16 protein-coding genes are annotated in these 17,644 nt (G+C 70.1%); 14 read left to right on the top strand and 2 right to left on the bottom strand.

The genetic code is table 11. The features are described from left to right. Positions 1-9: 9 nt before the first annotated feature. On the bottom strand, positions 10-528 hold the full coding sequence (locus AC1DQF_RS06745) for a DUF1003 domain-containing protein (RefSeq protein ID WP_477524443.1): 519 nt from the start codon (positions 526-528) through the stop codon (positions 10-12). Next, on the bottom strand, positions 525-1,817 hold the full coding sequence (locus tag AC1DQF_RS06740; protein WP_477524442.1) for a magnesium transporter MgtE N-terminal domain-containing protein: 1,293 nt from the start codon (positions 1,815-1,817) through the stop codon (positions 525-527). Before AC1DQF_RS06740 ends, AC1DQF_RS06745 begins: the two co-directional genes overlap by 4 nt. A gap of 105 nt (positions 1,818-1,922) precedes the next feature. Between AC1DQF_RS06740 and AC1DQF_RS06735 the strand changes: the two genes are divergently transcribed. The 14 genes from AC1DQF_RS06735 to AC1DQF_RS06670 all read left to right on the top strand — a co-directional run bounded on the left by AC1DQF_RS06735 (position 1,923) and on the right by AC1DQF_RS06670 (position 17,520). Next, positions 1,923-2,369 carry a hypothetical protein gene (locus AC1DQF_RS06735; protein ID WP_477524441.1) on the top strand — a complete coding sequence of 149 codons (447 nt, stop codon included), beginning with the start codon at positions 1,923-1,925 and terminating at the stop codon, positions 2,367-2,369. Positions 2,370-2,463: 94 nt separating this feature from the next. Further along, positions 2,464-3,915, top strand: a complete 1,452-nt coding sequence (locus AC1DQF_RS06730; RefSeq protein ID WP_477524440.1) for a phospholipase D-like domain-containing protein — start codon at positions 2,464-2,466, stop codon at positions 3,913-3,915. A gap of 219 nt (positions 3,916-4,134) precedes the next feature. After that, positions 4,135-6,099: an RCC1 domain-containing protein gene (locus AC1DQF_RS06725; RefSeq protein WP_477524439.1), complete on the top strand. Its 1,965-nt coding sequence runs from the start codon at positions 4,135-4,137 to the stop codon at positions 6,097-6,099. Positions 6,100-6,203: 104 nt separating this feature from the next. Next, on the top strand, positions 6,204-7,265 hold the full coding sequence (locus AC1DQF_RS06720) for a hypothetical protein (protein ID WP_477524438.1): 1,062 nt from the start codon (positions 6,204-6,206) through the stop codon (positions 7,263-7,265). Next, positions 7,262-8,143: a glycosyltransferase family 2 protein gene (locus AC1DQF_RS06715; RefSeq protein WP_477524437.1), complete on the top strand. Its 882-nt coding sequence runs from the start codon at positions 7,262-7,264 to the stop codon at positions 8,141-8,143. Before AC1DQF_RS06720 ends, AC1DQF_RS06715 begins: the two co-directional genes overlap by 4 nt. Before the next feature lie 9 nt (positions 8,144-8,152). Continuing rightward, positions 8,153-9,748 carry a class I SAM-dependent methyltransferase gene (locus AC1DQF_RS06710; RefSeq protein WP_477524436.1) on the top strand — a complete coding sequence of 532 codons (1,596 nt, stop codon included), beginning with the start codon at positions 8,153-8,155 and terminating at the stop codon, positions 9,746-9,748. Next, positions 9,745-9,963: a DUF6752 domain-containing protein gene (locus AC1DQF_RS06705; protein ID WP_477524435.1), complete on the top strand. Its 219-nt coding sequence runs from the start codon at positions 9,745-9,747 to the stop codon at positions 9,961-9,963. The genes AC1DQF_RS06710 and AC1DQF_RS06705 overlap by 4 nt, the downstream gene beginning before the upstream one ends. A 10-nt stretch (positions 9,964-9,973) precedes the next feature. Then, entirely contained in the window at positions 9,974-11,074 is a 1,101-nt protein-coding gene (locus AC1DQF_RS06700) for a hypothetical protein (RefSeq protein ID WP_477524434.1), read from the top strand. 106 nt (positions 11,075-11,180) lie between these two features. After that, on the top strand, positions 11,181-12,380 hold the full coding sequence (locus tag AC1DQF_RS06695; RefSeq protein ID WP_477524433.1) for an acyl-CoA dehydrogenase family protein: 1,200 nt from the start codon (positions 11,181-11,183) through the stop codon (positions 12,378-12,380). A 3-nt stretch (positions 12,381-12,383) separates the two neighbouring features. Next, the gene (locus tag AC1DQF_RS06690; RefSeq protein WP_477524432.1) at positions 12,384-13,226 is read left to right on the top strand and encodes a sulfotransferase; all 843 of its coding nucleotides are present in this window, start codon (positions 12,384-12,386) and stop codon (positions 13,224-13,226) included. Positions 13,227-13,236: 10 nt separating this feature from the next. After that, a complete protein-coding gene (locus AC1DQF_RS06685) occupies positions 13,237-14,301 on the top strand; it encodes a hypothetical protein (protein WP_477524431.1) in 1,065 nt (354 codons plus the stop codon). Beyond that, the gene (locus AC1DQF_RS06680) at positions 14,301-15,077 is read left to right on the top strand and encodes a class I SAM-dependent methyltransferase (protein ID WP_477524430.1); all 777 of its coding nucleotides are present in this window, start codon (positions 14,301-14,303) and stop codon (positions 15,075-15,077) included. Before AC1DQF_RS06685 ends, AC1DQF_RS06680 begins: the two co-directional genes overlap by 1 nt. Before the next feature lie 175 nt (positions 15,078-15,252). Then, on the top strand, positions 15,253-16,428 hold the full coding sequence (locus AC1DQF_RS06675; RefSeq protein WP_477524429.1) for an HNH endonuclease signature motif containing protein: 1,176 nt from the start codon (positions 15,253-15,255) through the stop codon (positions 16,426-16,428). A 156-nt stretch (positions 16,429-16,584) separates the two neighbouring features. After that, positions 16,585-17,520 carry a hypothetical protein gene (locus AC1DQF_RS06670; RefSeq protein WP_477524428.1) on the top strand — a complete coding sequence of 312 codons (936 nt, stop codon included), beginning with the start codon at positions 16,585-16,587 and terminating at the stop codon, positions 17,518-17,520. Positions 17,521-17,644 lie beyond the last annotated feature (124 nt).

Below are 17,644 nucleotides of genomic sequence, written 5' to 3'. Positions count from 1 at the left end.
TGGAAGAGTCTACGAGCCGCCTGGGTCCTCCGGCGGCTCGGGCCGGGTGAGCTCCTCGATGTCGTTCATCAGCCCACGCAGCTCCGAGCGCAGGAAGTCGCGGGTCGCGACCTCGCCCACCGACATCCGCAGCGAGGCCACCTCGCGGGCGAGGAACTCCATGTCGGCGTGGGCCCGGGCGTTGGCCTGGCGGTCCTGCTCGGCCACCACCTTGTCGCGCATCTCCTGGCGGTTCTGCGCCAGCAGGATCAGCGGGGCGGCGTACGACGCCTGGAGGCTGAGCATCAGGGTCAGGAAGATGAAGGGGAACGGGTCGAACCGCAGGTCCGTGGGCGCGACGGCGTTCCAGATGATCCAGACGACCACGAACAGCGTCATGTAGATCAGGAACTTCGCGGTTCCCATGAACCGGGCGAACTGCTCGGCGAAGACACCGAAGGCGTCCGAGTCGTAGCTGGGCCGCCGCACGAGGTGGCGACGGGCGTCGCGTGGGGTGTCGAGCCGGGCGCGGGCGCGGGCGTCGCTCATCGGCCACCGCCCCGCGGTGCGTTGACGTCATGGCGGCTGATCGGGCCCGGCCGCACGGTGTGGTCACGCCAGTTGTCCGGCAGCATGTGGTCGAGCAGGTCGTCCACCGTGACGGCGCCCAGCAGCCGACCCTCGTCGTCGACGACGGGGGCGGCGACGAGGTTGTACGTCGCGAGGTGGGCCGCGACCTCGTCGATGCTGAAGTTGGGGCGCAGCGGGTCCAGGGACTCGTCGAGCGCCGCGGCGACCAGCGTCGACGGCGGCTCGCGGAGCAGCCGCTGGATGTGCGCGGCGCCGAGGAGCTTGCCGGTCGGGGTCTCAAGGGGCTGGCGGCAGACGTAGACCAGCGCGGCGAGGGCGGGCGTCAGCTCCGGGTTGCGCACGTGGGCGAGCGCGTCGGCGATGGTGGCGTCCGGGCCGAGGATGACCGGCTCGGGAGTCATCATCGCGCCGGCGGTGTCCTCGACGTAGGACATGAGGCGGCGCACGTCCTCGGCCTCCTCGGGCTCCATCAGGCCGAGCAGGGTCGCGGCGGTCTCCGGGTTGAGGTCGGCGATGAGGTCGGCCGCGTCGTCGGCCGACATCTCCTCGAGGATGTCCGCCGCGCGCTCGGAGTCGAGGTGCTCGAGGATCTCGACCTGGTCCTCGTCGGGAAGCTCCTCGAGGACGTCGGCGAGGCGCTCGTCGTCGAGGGCGGCGACCACGGCGATCCGCCGCTCGGGCGGGAGGTCGTGGATCATGTTGGCGGCGTCGGCCGGCTTCATGTCGTTGAGCGCCGCGATCAGGTGGGTGGCGCCCTGGGCGTCCTGGCGCCGCGCCAGGCCGGTGACGTCGCGCCACTCGACGGTGTGCGTCTGCCCGCGCCGGCGGAAGCCCTTGGACGGCTCCTGGATGGCGACCCGCGAGAGCACCCAGTCGCGGTTGCGGGCCTGCTCCATCCCCACGTCGTAGACGGTGCCGGTCACGCCTGTGGCGGTGATGGTGACCTGCCGGTCCAGCATCTGGCCCATGACCAACGTCTCGGTCGAGCGCTGCTCGAAGCGCCGCATGTTGAGCAGGCCGGTGGTGTGGACCTGGCCGGAGTCGATGTTGGTGACGCGGGTCATCGGCACGAAGATGCGCTTGCGGCCGAAGACCTCCGCGACCAGGCCCAGCACGCGCGGCTGGGTGGTGTCGGAGCGGAGCGCCACGACGACGTCGCGCACCTTGGCGACCTGGTCGCCCAGGGGGTCGAAGACCGGGAGCCCGACGAGACGGGCGAGGAAGACCCTGTTCGGCGTGGTGCTCATCGCTCCTCCTCGTCCCGATCGTGCTCCGGCAGCGAAGGCTACCGCTCCGACGCGCGCGAACGTGACGATGACGTGGAGGTCAGCACGTCACCTACAGTGGAACGCATGGTCGCCTTCTGGAAGAGCTCTGCCCGTTCGGGCGCGCTGCTCTGCGCCCTGGTCCTCGGTACGTCGGCGCTCGCCGCCTGCGGCAACGAGTCGGGCGACGAGCAGGCCTCGGAGCCCACCAGCTCCGAGTCCACCACCACCGAGTCGCCCTCCGAGACCCCCACCGAGTCGGGAGCGCCGGCCGAGCCGGCGATCGACCCGTCCAACGGGCTCCCGGTGTGCGAGGACGTCTGGGTCGACGGGCTGGACCTGCCGAAGGACTACACCGCCTGCTCGCAGGACGGCACCCCCGTCAAGCCGCAGAAGAAGATGTGCGGCTTCGGCAGCCCGATGATCATCCACGCCGACCGCTTCTACGCGCTGCGCGGCAACCGGGTCAACGACGTCGGCGACATCGCCACCAGCGAGCAGTTCCAGTCCGCGCTGGCGGCCTGCCAGGCCTGATCACACCATCCGTAGGGCGGCCTCCGGGCCGCCGACCGTGGCACCTCACGGTCACGACACACACGGTCTCGACACTCAGGGGAATCCCATCACCATGAAGTCCACTCGCTCCGTCACGGCGGCGGTCGCCGCGCTCGCGCTCCTCGCGCCGCTGACCTTCCTCGCGACCCAGGCCAACGCCGGGGAGCCCGTCGTCGCCGCCGCGCCCACCGCGACGCCGACCCCGACTCCCACGCCGACGCCCACGCCGACGCCCACCCCGGTGCCGACCACGACCACGGCCACCCCCACGCCGGCGCCGACGACCACGCCCACCGAGGACCCGACGCAGGACGCCACGAAGACGTGGCACCCGCGCAACGGCGTGCGCTTCAACGAGCCGCGTGACCCCCAGCAGTCGCACAAGATCAACCGCTACATCCGCAGCGCCATCGCCAACACGCCCAAGGGCGAGTCGATGAAGCTGGTCACCTGGAACTTCAGCAACCAGCTCTTCGTCAACGACATCATCGCTGCGCACAAGCGCGGCGTGAGCGTCCGGCTGATCATGGCCAACGGCCTCGCCGAGAGCCAGAGCCGCTCCAACGGCTACTTCTGGCAGGTCCAGCGGGCACTGCAGCAGGGCAACAAGAAGCGACCCGGCTACCTCAAGAGCTGGGCCCGCACGTGCCACAACTCCTGCCGCGGCAAGGAGGGCATCCAGCACGGCAAGTGGTTCGTGTTCAGCCGCACCGGCGGGCGCAACCTCGTCGTGATGTCGACGTCGGCCAACCTCACCGACGCGGCGGCGTACAACCAGTGGAACGACATGCTCACCGTGCAGGGTCGTCAGGCCACGTACGACGCGTACACGACCGTCTTCAAGGAGATGTCGCGCGACCGCCAGGTCAAGCCCGCCTTCCGCACCTTCGACGACAAGAACTACGACGGCTGGTTCTTCCCGCAGATGGGCAAGCTGCGCAACCACAACGTCATCCGGCTGCTCGACCAGGTGAAGTGCTCGGGCGCGCGCGGTGACGCCGGCAAGAACGGCAAGACCGTCATCCGCGTCTCGCAGGCCGTCTTCAACGGTCGTCCCGGCTCCGCGATCGCCGGCAAGCTCAAGAACCTCAAGAAGGCCGGCTGCAACATCAAGCTCGTCTACGGGGTCCTGAACAACAACTCGCGCTCGCTCCTCGAGGACATCCCGAGGAGGACGATCCTCGAGGACACCAACGGCGACGGCTTCGTGGACCGCTACGTCCACATGAAGGCGCTGACGATCTCCGGTCACTACGGCCACAACCGCCAGGCGCACGTCGTCTACCAGGGCAGCGCCAACTTCTCCGGCATGGCCACGCTCTCGGACGAGCAGGGCTTCATCATCAACAGCCTCAAGCTCGAGAAGGCCTACTCGAAGTTCATCAACTACCTGTTCAAGAACCCGCCGCCGCAGGGCCAGGACCTCATCAAGGAAATCATCCTGCGCCAGGCTCCCGGCTTCGACCCCTACGCGCAGATCCGCGCGGAGATGGGCATGGGCAACATGCAGCCGTCCGAGGGCTGACGTCCTTCGACGTCGCGGCCACGCGTCGTACGACGCACTTCGGCGGTCGTGAGGGCAACCTCGCGGCCGCCGTCGGCGTCTCTTGCGACAGGACCCCGCATCACGGCGTGGGGTCCCCACGTGAAGCGCGTGGTCTGGTCACTGTGGTGTTTGTGACCTACCGTGACTGGTGTTACTCGTGATGTCCGCTCCGCTGCACTGCCTACCCCGGAGGTTGCCATGAAGGCGTACGCCGCCCTCATCGCCCTGGTCCTGAGCCTGTTGTCCCCGGTCGCCCTGGCCGCCCCCGCAGGCGCGGGCACCGCCACCACCGGGGTCGGCGCGACCACCCTGGCCGGCACGGCGGGCACCACGACGCTCGCGCGTCGCCGCGCCGGAGTGGAGGCCATCTCCAGCGGAGGCGAGCACACCTGCCGGCTCCCCGGCGACGGCTCGCTGCTGTGCTGGGGTCGCAACTCCTTCGGACAGCTCGGCGACGGCAAGAAGGGCACCCAGACCCCGACCCCGCAGCGGGTCACCCAGGGCAACCCGTGGCGCCGCGTGTCGGCCGGCGGCGGCTCCACCTGCGGCATCAAGAAGAACCAGCGGCTCTTCTGCTGGGGCGTCAACCACCGCGGCCAGCTCGGCGACGGCAGCACCAAGCCGCGCACCCGGCCGGTGGCGATCGCCAAGAACAAGAAGTGGACCGCGGTCAACGCCAGCTGGTTCAACACCTGCGGCATCACCGCCCAGACGCAGCTCTACTGCTGGGGCGACAACGCCGCCGGCCAGATCGGCGACGGCGGCAAGGCCAAGGTGCGTACCAAGCCCACCCTGGTCAAGAAGGGCAAGAACTGGGCGTCGGTCTCGGTCGGCAGTCGCTTCGTCTGTGCGATCAAGAAGAACGGCGCCCTCTACTGCTGGGGCGGCAACCTCTTCGGCCAGCTCGGGCACGGCAGCTACGCCGGGAAGGCCAAGCCCACCCGCGTGGGCACCAGCAGCAGCTGGGCCGAGGTCTCCACCTCGTGGACCCACACGTGCGCCCGCAACACCGGCGGCGACGTCTACTGCTGGGGCCGCAACACCTTCGGCCAGGTCGGCGACGGCACCGTGACCACCACTCCCACCCCGCGCCAGGTCGTCGGCCTCAAGGCCGTGGACATCACCACCATCGAGGGCGCCTCGTGCGCCATCGACGACAAGGCGCGCGTGCAGTGCTGGGGCAACAACGCCTACGGCGTGATCGGCGACGGCACGAAGCCGTTCACCACCTCGCCCGAGCCCGGCCCGGCCGACATGCGCGAGATCGAGGGCGGCTGGCGCCACGTCTGCGGACTCACGACCGCCGGCTCGCCGTACTGCTGGGGCCAGAACGACCGCGCCCAGCTCGGCAACGGCACGCTCACCAGCAGCCCGTCGCCGACCGAGGTCGAGCCGCTCCCGCCGGCGGACCCGTCCGGGGTCACCGACTTCCGCATCGCCAGCGTCAACGCGCTGGGCAACGGCCACACACGCCCGTACGCCGGGGACGACTCCTACGCTCCCGCCACCACGCGGATGACCTGGATGGCCGACCAGCTCGACAACTCGGCGATCGACATCATGGGCCTCCAGGAGGCCAACGCCGACCAGACCGCGCACCTGCTGAAGGCCACGCGCGGCACCTGGGACGTCTACCCCCGACCCGAGGCCGGCGACGACTCGGCCGAGGCGGCGCTCGCGTGGCGCACCAGCGTGTGGGAGCTCGTGGAGTCCACCACGATGATGAACCAGTTCATCAGCAAGGAGCTGCCGCGCCCGATCGTCAAGCTGCGCCACAAGGTCACGGGCAAGGAGATCTACGTGATCAACGTGCACAACGCGCCGTGGGACTACCAGTTCAAGCGCAACAAGGCGAGCAACGTGCAGATCGCCAAGATCAACGAGCTGCGCGCGACCGGCACGCCGGTCTTCTACGTCGGCGACTTCAACGAGAAGCGCGAGATCCTCTGCAAGGTGCTGGCCAAGACCGACCTCGTCAGCCCCGCCGGAGGGGCGTACGACGACGCCACCGGGAAGTGCACCAACCCGCCGAACCGGATGCGCGTGGACTGGGTCTTCGGCACGCCGGAGGCCACGTACTCCAACTTCGAGTACACCCGTCCGCCGCTGCTGAGCCTGGTCACCGACCACAACATGGCGCTGGTGGACGTCCGCCTGCCCTGACCAGCGGCACCGTGCCGGAGCCGACTCGGTAGGGTCGGCCCCGGCACCACCGCACTACCGGCCAACCGGGGCCGGCTGCACCGGCACGTGGAAGGGGAGTGGACGTGGCTGAACGCGTCGTCCTCCACATCGGCTCGATGAAGTCGGGCACCAGCTTCATCCAGAACGTCCTGGGCAACAACCGGGAGGCGCTGGCCCAGCACGGCATCTCCTTCGCCGGAGAGCGCTGGCGCGACCAGGTGGGCGCGGTCCAGGACCTGATCGCGCACGGTGGCCCCCGCCAGGAGCCACTCGACCCGTCCGGCCCGTGGATGGGCCTCGTCGACGAGATCAACGCGACGCCCGGCACGTCCGTGGTGTCCATGGAGTTCCTGGCCCCCCGGGTCACGGCCAAGATCGACCTCGTCCGCGACGCCCTCCGCGGCGACCTCCAGGTCGTCCTCACCGGTCGGGACCTGGCCCGCAACATCGCCGCCATGTGGCTGGAGTCGGTGCAGAACGGCTCCGCGGTCGACTGGGACGCCTATCTCGCCGCCGTACGCTCCGAGGATCGCTCGCAGCCGGTGGCCCGCAACTTCTGGAACCACCAGGGCCTGGCCGACATCGCCGCCCGGTGGGCGGCCGCGGTCGGTGAGGACCACTTCACGCTGATGACGGTGCCGCAGAAGGGTGCCCCGTCCAGCCTGCTGTGGGAGCGCTTTGCGCAGGTCCTCCACCTCGACCCTCAGGCCTTCGAGCTCGACGTGCGGGCCAACCCGTCGATCGGGCTGGCCACCGCAATGACCCTGCAGCACCTCAACGCGCTGCTCGAGGCCGACGGCTTCACCGACGACAAGCACTACGACCTGCTGGTCAAGCACCTGCTGACCAAGCGCGGCCTCGTGGCCCGGCAGGGCCAGGAGCCCCGCCTCGGCCTCGACGAGCGCTGGGTGATGAAGCGTGGTGCCGCCGAGGTCGCGGCGCTCCGCGCGCAACGGCACCGCGTGGTCGGCGACCTCGAGGAGCTGCTGCCCCGGCCGGTCCCGGGTGTGCACCCCTCGCAGGTCTCCACCCAGCAGCAGCTGGACGCCGCTATGGAGGGCCTGTCGCGGATGGTGCAGATCGGCGTCGAGCGGGAGGGCAAGCACCGCCGTCGGATCGCCCGGCTCAGGAAGGCGGGCCGATGAGCGGCCTGCCGCACGTCGCCGTCATCACGATGGCCCGCGACGAGGGCACGATGCTGCGTCGCTGGGTCGACCACTACGCCCGCGAGGTGGGCGCCGAGAACCTGGTCGTGGTCGACGACAACAGCTCCGACGGCTCCACCGACGACCTGCCCTGCCCGGTGCTGAGGATCCCGCCGCTGACCACCAAGAAGTCCTTCGAGCCCGCGCGCATGGGGATGCTGGGCGGCCTGTCGGCCGGCCTGCTGGAGGCGTACGACGCCACCATCTTCTGCGACGTGGACGAGTTCATCATCGCCGACCCGAAGGTGCACGAGTCGCTGCGCCACTTCGTGGCCGCCCGCGAGGGCCGTCCGGCGGTCGGGGTCATGGGCCTCAACGTCGTCCACGACGTCGTCCAGGAGCCCGCGCTGGTCGACGGGGAGCCGATCCTGGGGCAGCGCCGCCTGGCCAAGTTCCTGCCGCTCATGTGCAAGCCGTCCCTCAAGTGGGAGCCGGCACCCTGGGCGTTGGCCTCGCACGGCATCAAGTGCCCCTTCGAGGTCGACCCCGAGCTCTACATGTTCCACATGAAGTTCGCGGACCGCGACCACCTCCAGGCCGTCGCCGACCACCGGCACGCCATGTTCACCAGCGAGGGTCGCGCCGCCCGCACCAGCTGGGAGCGCAGCGGCGGCGACATGGTCGACCTCCTCGACCAGATCACCGCCGACATCGACCACGACGAGATCAAGCCCTTCGGCCCGCCGCTGAAGAAGCTGTCGACCATCGTCGAGAAGAGCGCCCCCGACGTCTGGCGTGCCGTGGGCGGTGGGCAGGTGCAGGCCATGCGCAACCGGCCCTTCGCCCGCATCCCGGACCGGTTCCTCGGCCGGGTGTGATCGCCGGCCATGACTGAGCCCACGACCCCGCCGCCGATGCGCGACGTCCGCGTCGACGACGACGGGCTGCGCTTCGCCGCCACAAAGGACGTGCTCTGCAACCTCTCCTTCGACGGCCGCCGCATCTGGTCGTTCTGGTCGGTGCGCGACAGCGTGGATGACGGCCCCGGCGACGGCCCGACCCGGACCGTCGCGTGGCCCGAGCGCCTCACCCTGCACCTCGAGGGAACCACCCGGGTGGGCATCACGCTGGGTGACGGCACCGTCATCCTCGACGAGGAGGTCCGCCTCGGCACCGAGGACCGTCGGCTGACGGTGGTGGGCCGCGACGGGGCGCCGCTCGGGATCGACATGTACGGCCGCCTGGTGAAGACCTTCGAGACGAAGGGGGCCGGCGAGCTCACCCCGTTGCTCGACGCGCTGGAGACGGTGCTGGACCTGCTCCACGAGCAGGGCCTGGAGGCCTTCCCGGCGTACGGCACCCTGCTCGGCGCCGTGCGCGAGGGCACCTTCCTGGGCCACGACAACGACGCCGACGTCGGCTACGTCAGCCGGCACACCCACCCGATCGACGTGATCCGCGAGTCCCACCGGGTCCAGCGCGCCGTCGAGCGGCAGGGCTACGCCACCAGCCGGCACAGCGGGGGAGCGTTCAAGATCGACGTCCCGGACGCCGACGGCTCGGTGCGCGGGCTCGACGTCTTCGGTGGCTTCCTCACCGAGGGGCACCTGGCGCTGCTCGGTGAGATCTGGGCGCCCTACGAGCGCGAGTGGATCTTCCCGCTGGGCACGGTCACCCTCGACGGCCGGGAGCTCCCGGCGCCGGCGGACCCCGAGCGGCTGCTGGCCGAGACCTACGGGCCCGGATGGCGGGTGCCCGACCCGGCCTTCCGCTACGAGAAGGACCCCGACGTCCAGCGCCGCTTCGACGAGTGGTTCCGCGGCACGCGGCTGCACCGCGCCGCCTGGGACCACCGCTACGGGCTGGCCCGCCTGCTGCCGCCGTACCAGCCGCCCCACGACATATCCCGCCACCTCCACGCGCGCGAGGAGCCCGGCACGTGGGTGCTCGACGTCGGGTGCGGGCGGGGCCGCGACGTCCGCTGGCTGGCCAAGCAGGGGCGACCCACGATGGGTCTCGACTACTCCGGCGTCGCCATGCAGTTCATCGCCGCCAAGGCGGCCGGACAGGGCTGGCCTGCAGAGCTGCGCACCATGAACCTCCTCGAGCTGCGCCACGTGCTGTCCTGGGGTGCGTTGCTCGCGGCCCGACCCGGGCCGCGCACCGTCCTGGCCCGGCACCTCATCGACTCGACGTCGCCGTACGGCGTGGACAACTTCTGGCGGCTCGTCTCGATGGTGCTGCGGCCCGGCGAGCGCCTGCACCTGGAGTTCCTGACCAGCCCGATCATCGACCCCGAGGGCCGGCCGTCGCTGGTGCGGCCGCTCGACGCGGCCGCCGTCGTCGCGGACGTGGAGCGACGTGGTGGGGTGGTCACCGACCGGGTCGACCTGGTGGGCCAGGCGATCGACTACGGCTACGGCGAAGAGTTGTCCGACGGGAAGCGGTGGCGGTCCTGCCGCCTGGAGGTGGAGTGGCGATGAAGTTGCCCAACAAGTTGTCCGAGGGTGGGTCCAAGCGGGACCTCGAGGCACGGGTGCAGGACCTGGAGGCCCAGGTCGCGGCGCTGAGCGCGCGGGTGGAGGAGGGCGCGGTGCTGCACCAGCGCTTCGCCGAGCTCCTCGACGTCGTCACCGAGCTGCTGCCCGGCGCCGACCCGGCCACGGTCCAGCGGTACGTCGACGAGCTGGGGTCGTGAGGACCCACCGGTGAGCCGCCGCGTCTTCGTGCACATCGGCTTGCCCAAGACGGGCACCTCCTACCTCCAGGCCATCGCCTGGCCGGGGCGCGAGCGTCTGCGGGAGGCCGGGCTGCTGCTCCCCGGGGCACGCAAGAGCGACCACCTGCTGAGCTCGATGATCGTCCGCGACGATCCCGGGATCGCCCGCCGCGGCCACGACGCCCCGCAGGCGTGGGAGCGGGTGCGGTCCGACGTGGCCGACTGGTCGGGTGACGCGCTGGTCAGCCACGAGTTCTTCTGCGCGGCCTCCGCGGAGCAGGCGGAGCGGATGGTCGCCCAGCTCGCTCCCGCCGAGGTGCACGTGGTCATCACCGCTCGCGAGCCGCTCGGGCTCTTCACCTCGAGCTGGCAGGAGTCGCTGAAGAACAAGGCCACCACGCCGCTGGCCGACTACGGGCGGGGGGAGTCCGACGACCCCCGGGCCGTCTGGGACTGGCGCGCCCTCGACCTGGGACTGGTGCTGGAGCGCTGGGCGCCCACGGTGGCCCCCGAGCTGCTGCACGTCATCACCCCGCCGCCGCCCGGCTCGCCGCGCGAGGTGCTCTGGGAGCGGTTCGCCGGCGTGCTCGGCATCGACCCCGCCACCTGCGACGTCGCCCAGGGCTTCGCGAACTCCTCGATGGGGGTCGTGGAGGCCGAGACCCTGCGTCGGGTCAACGAGCGCCTGATCGGCTTTAACACCGCCCGCGCCCGGGGCGTGTGGCTCCGCTCCTTCCTCGCCGACGAGCGGCTGGTGCCGCGCCGCGGGGAGCCCTTCTGGCCTGCCGACGACCAGGTGGCCGATGCCCGCCGCCGGGGGGAGCGGGCCGTGGAGCGGCTGCGTAGCGCGCCGTACGACGTGGTGGGTGACCTGGACCTGCTGCGGGTGCCGGCGGACCTCGCGCCGCGCCGGCACCCCGACTCGGTGACCGACGCCGAGGTCGCCGACGTGGCCCTCGACCTGGTCGCGACCCTGATGGGCGACCTGAAGCGGCGTACCGCCCGCGCCGGCCGTCCCGGCGAGCCCGAGGACCCCGCTGTCGTGCCGTCGCGGCTGTCCCGCCTGCGCCAGGCCCTGCGGGGCACCTGACCGGCTGTGACTACTGTCATGTGCCAGCCTGGCTGCGTTCGCGCCTAGGCTGTCGTCACTACCGGCTGGTAACCAGTCGATGCCCCCCAACGGAAGGACTCCCGCCATGGGTCGCCTGTGCCAGACCGACGGACTCACCGAGGACCAGAGCGAGATCCTCAAGGCGGTGCGCCAGTTCGTGGACGAGAAGATCCTGCCGGTGGCATCCGAGCTGGAGCACAAGGACGAGTACCCGACCGAGATCGTCGAGGGGCTCAAGGAGCTGGGGATCTTCGGGCTGATGATCCCCGAGGAGTACGACGGCCTGGGCGAGTCGCTGCTGACCTACGCGTTGTGCGTGGAGGAGATCGCGCGCGGCTGGATGAGCGTGTCCGGTGTCATCAACACCCACTTCATCGTGGCGTACATGCTGATGCAGCACGGCACCGAGGAGCAGAAGAAGAAGTACCTGCCGCGGATGGCGACCGGTGAGGTGCGGGGCTCGTTCTCGATGTCGGAGCCGGGCCTGGGCTCGGACGTGGCGGCCATCAAGACCAAGGCCACCCGCGGTGACGACGGCGGCTACACCATCAACGGCCAGAAGATGTGGCTGACCAACGGCGGTTCCTCGACCCTGATCGCGGTGCTGGTCAAGACCGACGAGGGCTCGGACTCGGTCTACAAGAACATGACGACCTTCCTGGTGGAGAAGGAGGCGGGGTTCGGGGAGACCGCACCCGGCCTGACCATCCCGGGCAAGATCGACAAGATGGGCTACAAGGGCGTCGACACCACCGAGGCCATCTTCGAGAACCACCAGATCGCAGCCGAGCAGATCCTGGGTGGGGAGCCGGGCAAGGGCTTCTACCAGATGATGGACGGCGTCGAGGTGGGCCGCGTCAACGTCGCGGCGCGGGCGTGTGGCATCGCGAACCGGGCCTTCGAGCTCGGGGTGGCGTACTCCCAGCAGCGTGAGACGTTCGGCAAGCCGATCGCGGAGCACCAGGCGATCTTGTTCCGGCTCGCGGAGATGGCGACCAAGGTCGAGACCGCCCACACCATGATGGTCCGCGCGGCCCGCACCAAGGACAAGGGTGAGCGCAACGACGTCGAGGCCGGGATGGCCAAGATGCTCGCGTCGGAGTACTGCAACGAGGTCGTCGAGGCGTCGTTCCGCATCCACGGCGGCTACGGCTACTCCAAGGAGTACGAGATCGAGCGGCTCTATCGCGAGTCGGCGTTCATGTTGATCGGTGAGGGGACCTCCGACATCCAGAAGATGATCATCGGTCGGTCGGTCCTCAAGGACTACAAGCTCAAGGGCTGAGTCGTGTACCTCCCGCCTCCGGTCCGTCGCCGCCTCGACGCGCACGCGGACCGGGCGCGGGAGGAGGGCTTCCGCGCCGGGCTCGCGCAGGCCGCCGAGCGCCGCTCGCGCGAGCGGTACGGCTACGTCTTCGTCGTGACCTACGGGCGGTCCGGCTCGACCCTCGTGCAGGGCCTGCTCAACGCCTTCCCGCGGGTGCTGGTGCGCGGGGAGAACGACCTCTACCTGCTCGACCTCTACCGCGCGCTGGCGCGGGTGCGGGCGTTCCGCGAGCTGCACGGGGAGCAGGGGTCGCGCAACGTGGTCTCCGCCTTCTACGGGCTCAAGGCGATCCGGCGCAGCGCCTTCATGCAGGCGATGAACGACGTCGTCACGACCGGCGTGATCGGCAACCTGGACGCCGACGACTACGACGTCCTCGGCTTCAAGGAGGTTGTCTGGCACCGGGTCACCCCGGAGGAGACGTCCGCCTTCTTCGACACCATGGACAAGGCCTTCCCCGGGGTCCGCTACGTCCTCAACACCCGCGACGTGGAGCGGGTGCTGGGGTCGGGCTTCTGGCGCGACGCCGACGCCGACGCGGCGCGCTCGCTCATCGAGCGGGTGGTCGAGATCCAGGAGCACCTCCGCGCCACCCGTCCCGACCGGGTCCACGACGTGCGCTACGAGGAGCTGACGGGTCCCGACCCGGCCGCGCGGGACGACGTCGTACGACGCCTGGGGGAGTTCGTGACCGGCTCGCCGGTGTCGCCGGAGGTGCTCGCGTCGGCGCGCGACGTGCTCGCGACGGGACACGGGCCGTTCCCGTTCGCACGCTCCGACGAGGACCGGGCCGACGCCGACTAGGGTGACGCCCATGTCCCGCCGGCTCGTGCTCCACGTGGGAGCCATGAAGTCCGGCACCAGCTACGTGCAGTCGCGGCTCTTCGCCAACAAGCGGATGCTGCTGGACCGAGGGATCCTCGTCCCCGGCATGAACTGGCTCTCCCAGGTCATGGCCGCACGCGACGTGCTCGGGGCGGGTGACGCGCAGTGGGCCAAGATGGCCGGCAAGGTCAACGCCCACGAGGGCACGTCCGTGATCTCGATGGAGTACCTCGGCCCGGTCCGTCCCGTCGTCGTACGCCGCGTGCTCGAGACCTTCCCCGACCACGAGGTCACCGTCGTGGTCACCGCCCGCGACCTCAACCGCTCCATCCCCGCGATGTGGCAGGAGACGGTGCAGAACGGTCGCACCTGGACCTTCGCCGAGTACGTCGCCGGCATCGAGGCGTGGCGCCCCGGCCACCGCGACGAGTCGGCGCAGGCGCCGGAGTCGGGACGGACCTTCTGGCGCCAGCAGAACATCGTCCGCTTCGCCCGGACGTGGGGCGAGGAGGTCGGCGCGGCTCGGGTCGTGGTCGTCACGGTGCCGCCGCCGGGGGCCCCGCGCGAGCTGCTGTGGGAGCGCTTCTGCTCGGTGCTGGGGACGTCACCGGACGGCTTCGCGCCGGCCCGGATGGGCAACGAGTCGGTCGGCGCCGCGTCCACGCTGGTGATCCGCAGGGTCAACGAGCTGCTCAACGCCGAGGGTCTGGTCTTCCCGGAGGGGACCGACCTGCGCAAGGGCGTGCTGGCCAAGCAGGTGCTGGCCGCCCGCAAGGGCGACGAGCCCGCCATCGGCCTGCCGGTGGCGCCGTGGGTCGCCGACCACGCGGCCCACATGGTCTCGGCACTGCAAGAGCTCGGCGCCTCCCTCGTGGGTGACTGGGCCGACCTCACCCCGGTGGACGTGCCGGGCGTGGATCCCGCGACGGTCTCCGCGGACCTGGTGGCCGACGCGGCCGTCGCGGGGCTCTCCGGGGTGCTCGCCGAGCAGATCCGGGTCGCCTCCGCCGAGTCCGGCACGGACTCGTCCGTGGACGACGAGGGGTCCGGCTGATGGCCCTCGATCCCGCCTTCGCGGCGATGCTCGACGAGAGCCTCGCTCCGCGCGACCCCTCCATGCTCCTGGCGACCGTGCGCTCGCTGGAGCTGCCTCCGGACAGCCTGGCCGTCGACGTCGGCTGCGGCGCCGGCGTGCAGGCCTTCCGGCTGGCCGCGCACTTCGGCCTGCGGGTCGTCGGCATCGACCCCGTGCAGCGGCACCTCGACCGGGCCCGCGAGACCCGGCGTGGCGAGCCCGAGGCGGTCGCGTCGCGGGTGTCCTTCGAGCGGGGCACCGCCGACCGGATCCCGCTGCGGGACGCCACCGTCGACCTCGTCTGGTGTCGCGACAGCCTTCCGCACGTGCCGTCGCTCGCCTCGGCGTACCGCGAGTTCGCCCGCGTGCTGCGCCCCGGTGGCCGGGCGCTGGTGCACCAGGTCTTCGCCACCGACCTGCTCGCGCCGGACGAGGCCGACTGGCTGTTCCCGGTGCTCGGCGTCGTGCCGGCGTCGGTGGACCTCGACACGTCCGACGGCGCCATCCGTCACTCGGGCCTCGCGGTCGAGGCCTCGGTCGACCTCGGGTCGGAGTGGGTCGAGCACGAGGAGGAGACCGCCGGTACGCCGTCCCGCGCGCTCCTGCACGCGGCCCGGCTCCAGCGGGACCCGGACCGCTACCGGGCGGCCTTCGGCGACGCGGGGTACGACGTGATGCTGGGGGAGTGCCTCTGGCTCGTCTACCTGATGCTCGGCAAGCTCACCTCGCGGGTTCACCTCCTCTCCCGCCCCTAGCCATCCCCTCGATGGTTGAGGAAGGGACGAAGCGTTGTCCTGAGGAGGCGCGCCAGCGCCGTCTCGGCGGGTCGGCCGGGTGACCGCGAGAGTTCTTGCGAGGTCGTGTCCACATGCCGGTCAGCACCGTCGATCTTGGAGTCTGAATGTCGGTGGTCCCTGCTGGAATGGACCCATGCCCAAGACCACCGCACCCGCTCTCCCGGAGTCCCCGGCCGAGCTGCTGCGTGCGGTGCGTGACCTGAAGAAGTCGACCGACCAGGCAGACGTCGAGATGATGCGGCTGGGTCTCCACTGGGCCGACCTGCACATCGCGGATCCCGAGTTCGCGGAGGCCTGCTTCACCTCCCCGAAGACGTTCGCCGGTGAGGGCTCGCCGATGATCGATGAGTTCTGTGTGCCGGAGTTCGCGACGATGCTGGGGCGGACCAACGACAGCGCGGGCCGGTTCCTGACCGAGTGTGTCGAGGTCGCCTACCGGCTCCCGAGGTTGTGGGGTGCCGTCATCTCCGGTCTGGTCGCGGGGTGGCGGGCCCGGGTCATCGCGCAGACCACCGTCAGCCTGACGTTGGAGGCCGCGACCTACGTGGATGAGCAGGTGTTCTGGTGCGCCTCCCGGCTCACCCCCGCGGCCCTCGACCGGGTCGTGCAGGAGGCCCGGGTGCGGTTCATGCCCGAGGCCGTCCAGGAGGCGTTGGAGAAGTCGGCGGACAAGCGCCACGTCACCTTCGACCTGCAGCAGGTCTCCTACGACGGGACGATGGGCCTGGAGGCGAGCCTGGAGATCCCGGACGCGCTGGCCCTCGCGGCGGCGGTGAAGTCCGGGGCCGAGCACCTGGCCCGCCTCGGGTCCGCCGACACCATCGACGGCCGTCGCGCTACCGCGCTGGGTGACCTCGCCCGGCACCAGCTCACCATCGGCTTCGACGACCAGCCGTCCGCCGACCCGCCCGCTGCTCCCGTGACCCAGGTCGTGATCTACGCCCACCTCTCCGCCGACGCCATCAGCCACGACGACCTGGCCACGCGGCCGGACGAGAGCCTGGTGGCGCGGGTGGAGCAGGCCGGCCAGCGGCTGTTGTCGGTGGAGCAGGTCCGTGCCTGGTGCGCCCGCCCGGACGTGGCCGTGGTGGTGAAGCAGGTCATCGACCTGCGTGAGCGTCTTGAGTGCCGGGGCTACACCCCGACCGAGAAGATCCGCGACTTCGTGATCGTCCGCGACGGCACCTGTGTGTTCCCGTGGTGTGGTCGCAACGCCCGCCACTGCGACCTCGACCACATCGTTCCGTTCGATCACGACCACCCCGACCAGGGCGGCCCGACGTCCACGGACAACCTCGCCAGTCGTTAGTACGTCCTGGGCGATGACTAGGGCTGAGGTGAATCCAGGAGCTCGGGGTTAGGTGCGCCCGGCTGCGATACGCCGTGAGTTCCTGGAAGCGGCAAGCCACACCCTCGGTAAGCGCAGGTAGGTTGAGCGCCATTGTCACAACGTGGGGAGATTCCTGTGAGCAACTCTGAAACTCGAATGGYTAGTGAGGGCGCGGTCTCAGCCGTCCGCGTCTCCACTGGTGACCTGATGCGGCGGATCCAAGAGTGGGAAGAGCAGCAGGCGTCCAACCCCAGAGACCAACGCATGCTTGAAGTCCTCAACGTCATCGCCTGGCTCGCGCGAGAGTCACCGCTCACCGCTGAGCGCGCTGGGCGGTTAGTTGAGCTGCTGCAGAAGTACGACGCCGCCTCCCGGGTGGACAGCGAAAGCACTGAGGCGACCAACCTCGCGAAGAAACTGATCGAGGAAGCCGACCACTGGCTCACCCAGGACTATGCCTTCGCTGACGCGGACCGGCGTAAATCGATGGACAATATGCGCGTCACGTTGGAACGTAATCAACTCCTGGAGCGCGCGCTCTCCGCGACGGAAGCCATAGAGCAGGTGGAAACTCACGTCCGCGACCTGGCTGGCGACGCCTCGGCGGGCTCGCTGGCGCAGCATTTTGGAACCCAAGCCGGGAAGGAGGAGAGCGCAGCAAACTGGCTTCGAAGAGGTGCCATCACGATGTCCTTGGTGGCGGCCGTGGTTGTGATCGTGATACCGATCGGCAAGTCGCTGGAAGGGCCGGAACTGTTCCGACGTCTGGCTATCATCGTGCCGCTGATACTTCTTTCCGGATACCTCGCGCGCGAAGCGGGGCAGCACAGGTTTATGGCTCGGGAGCTCCGGTCGTCTGAGATCAAGTTGAAGTCGTTGCGCGCGTACGCGGACAGTCTTGAAGGGACCGATATGCGCATGGCGTTTCTCGAGCGTGTTGGCGGTTCGCTGTTTACAGCGCCTATCGGACAGCCAGGTGAGGACCGAAGCGCAGCATCGGTGGATCAGGTGGACGCCCTATTGCAGCGCTTGATCGACCTCGCTCGGACAAGCGGGATTCAGGGGAAGTAGGCCGCGCAGGAACCCGCCGAAGGCGGGTTCCCCTTCACTTGAATTAGCAACACAACTCGTTCGGCTGTGCAGGGATGTCGCGGGCCGGGTTCGGGTGGGGTGCCTCTCGGGTCGCAAGGGGTCC

The organism is Nocardioides sp. P4_G4 (genome assembly GCF_056401085.1).
Note: the sequence above shows the minus strand (reverse complement) of the source record. Positions and strands in the feature narration are given on the sequence as shown.

What these genes read in the sequence shown, in the direction of transcription:
- AC1DQF_RS06685 (WP_477524431.1), top strand. Translation starts at nt 13,237, where the DNA reads ATGTCCCGCCGGCTCGTGCTCCACGTGGGAGCCATGAAGTCCGGCACC.
- AC1DQF_RS06675 (WP_477524429.1), top strand. Translation starts at nt 15,253, where the DNA reads ATGCCCAAGACCACCGCACCCGCTCTCCCGGAGTCCCCGGCCGAGCTG.
- AC1DQF_RS06710 (WP_477524436.1), top strand. Translation starts at nt 8,153, where the DNA reads ATGACTGAGCCCACGACCCCGCCGCCGATGCGCGACGTCCGCGTCGAC.
- AC1DQF_RS06715 (WP_477524437.1), top strand. Translation starts at nt 7,262, where the DNA reads ATGAGCGGCCTGCCGCACGTCGCCGTCATCACGATGGCCCGCGACGAG.
- AC1DQF_RS06725 (WP_477524439.1), top strand. Translation starts at nt 4,135, where the DNA reads ATGAAGGCGTACGCCGCCCTCATCGCCCTGGTCCTGAGCCTGTTGTCC.
- AC1DQF_RS06745 (WP_477524443.1), bottom strand. Translation starts at nt 528, where the DNA reads ATGAGCGACGCCCGCGCCCGCGCCCGGCTCGACACCCCACGCGACGCC.
- AC1DQF_RS06735 (WP_477524441.1), top strand. Translation starts at nt 1,923, where the DNA reads ATGGTCGCCTTCTGGAAGAGCTCTGCCCGTTCGGGCGCGCTGCTCTGC.
- AC1DQF_RS06740 (WP_477524442.1), bottom strand. Translation starts at nt 1,817, where the DNA reads ATGAGCACCACGCCGAACAGGGTCTTCCTCGCCCGTCTCGTCGGGCTC.
- AC1DQF_RS06705 (WP_477524435.1), top strand. Translation starts at nt 9,745, where the DNA reads ATGAAGTTGCCCAACAAGTTGTCCGAGGGTGGGTCCAAGCGGGACCTC.
- AC1DQF_RS06680 (WP_477524430.1), top strand. Translation starts at nt 14,301, where the DNA reads ATGGCCCTCGATCCCGCCTTCGCGGCGATGCTCGACGAGAGCCTCGCT.
- AC1DQF_RS06730 (WP_477524440.1), top strand. Translation starts at nt 2,464, where the DNA reads ATGAAGTCCACTCGCTCCGTCACGGCGGCGGTCGCCGCGCTCGCGCTC.
- AC1DQF_RS06695 (WP_477524433.1), top strand. Translation starts at nt 11,181, where the DNA reads ATGGGTCGCCTGTGCCAGACCGACGGACTCACCGAGGACCAGAGCGAG.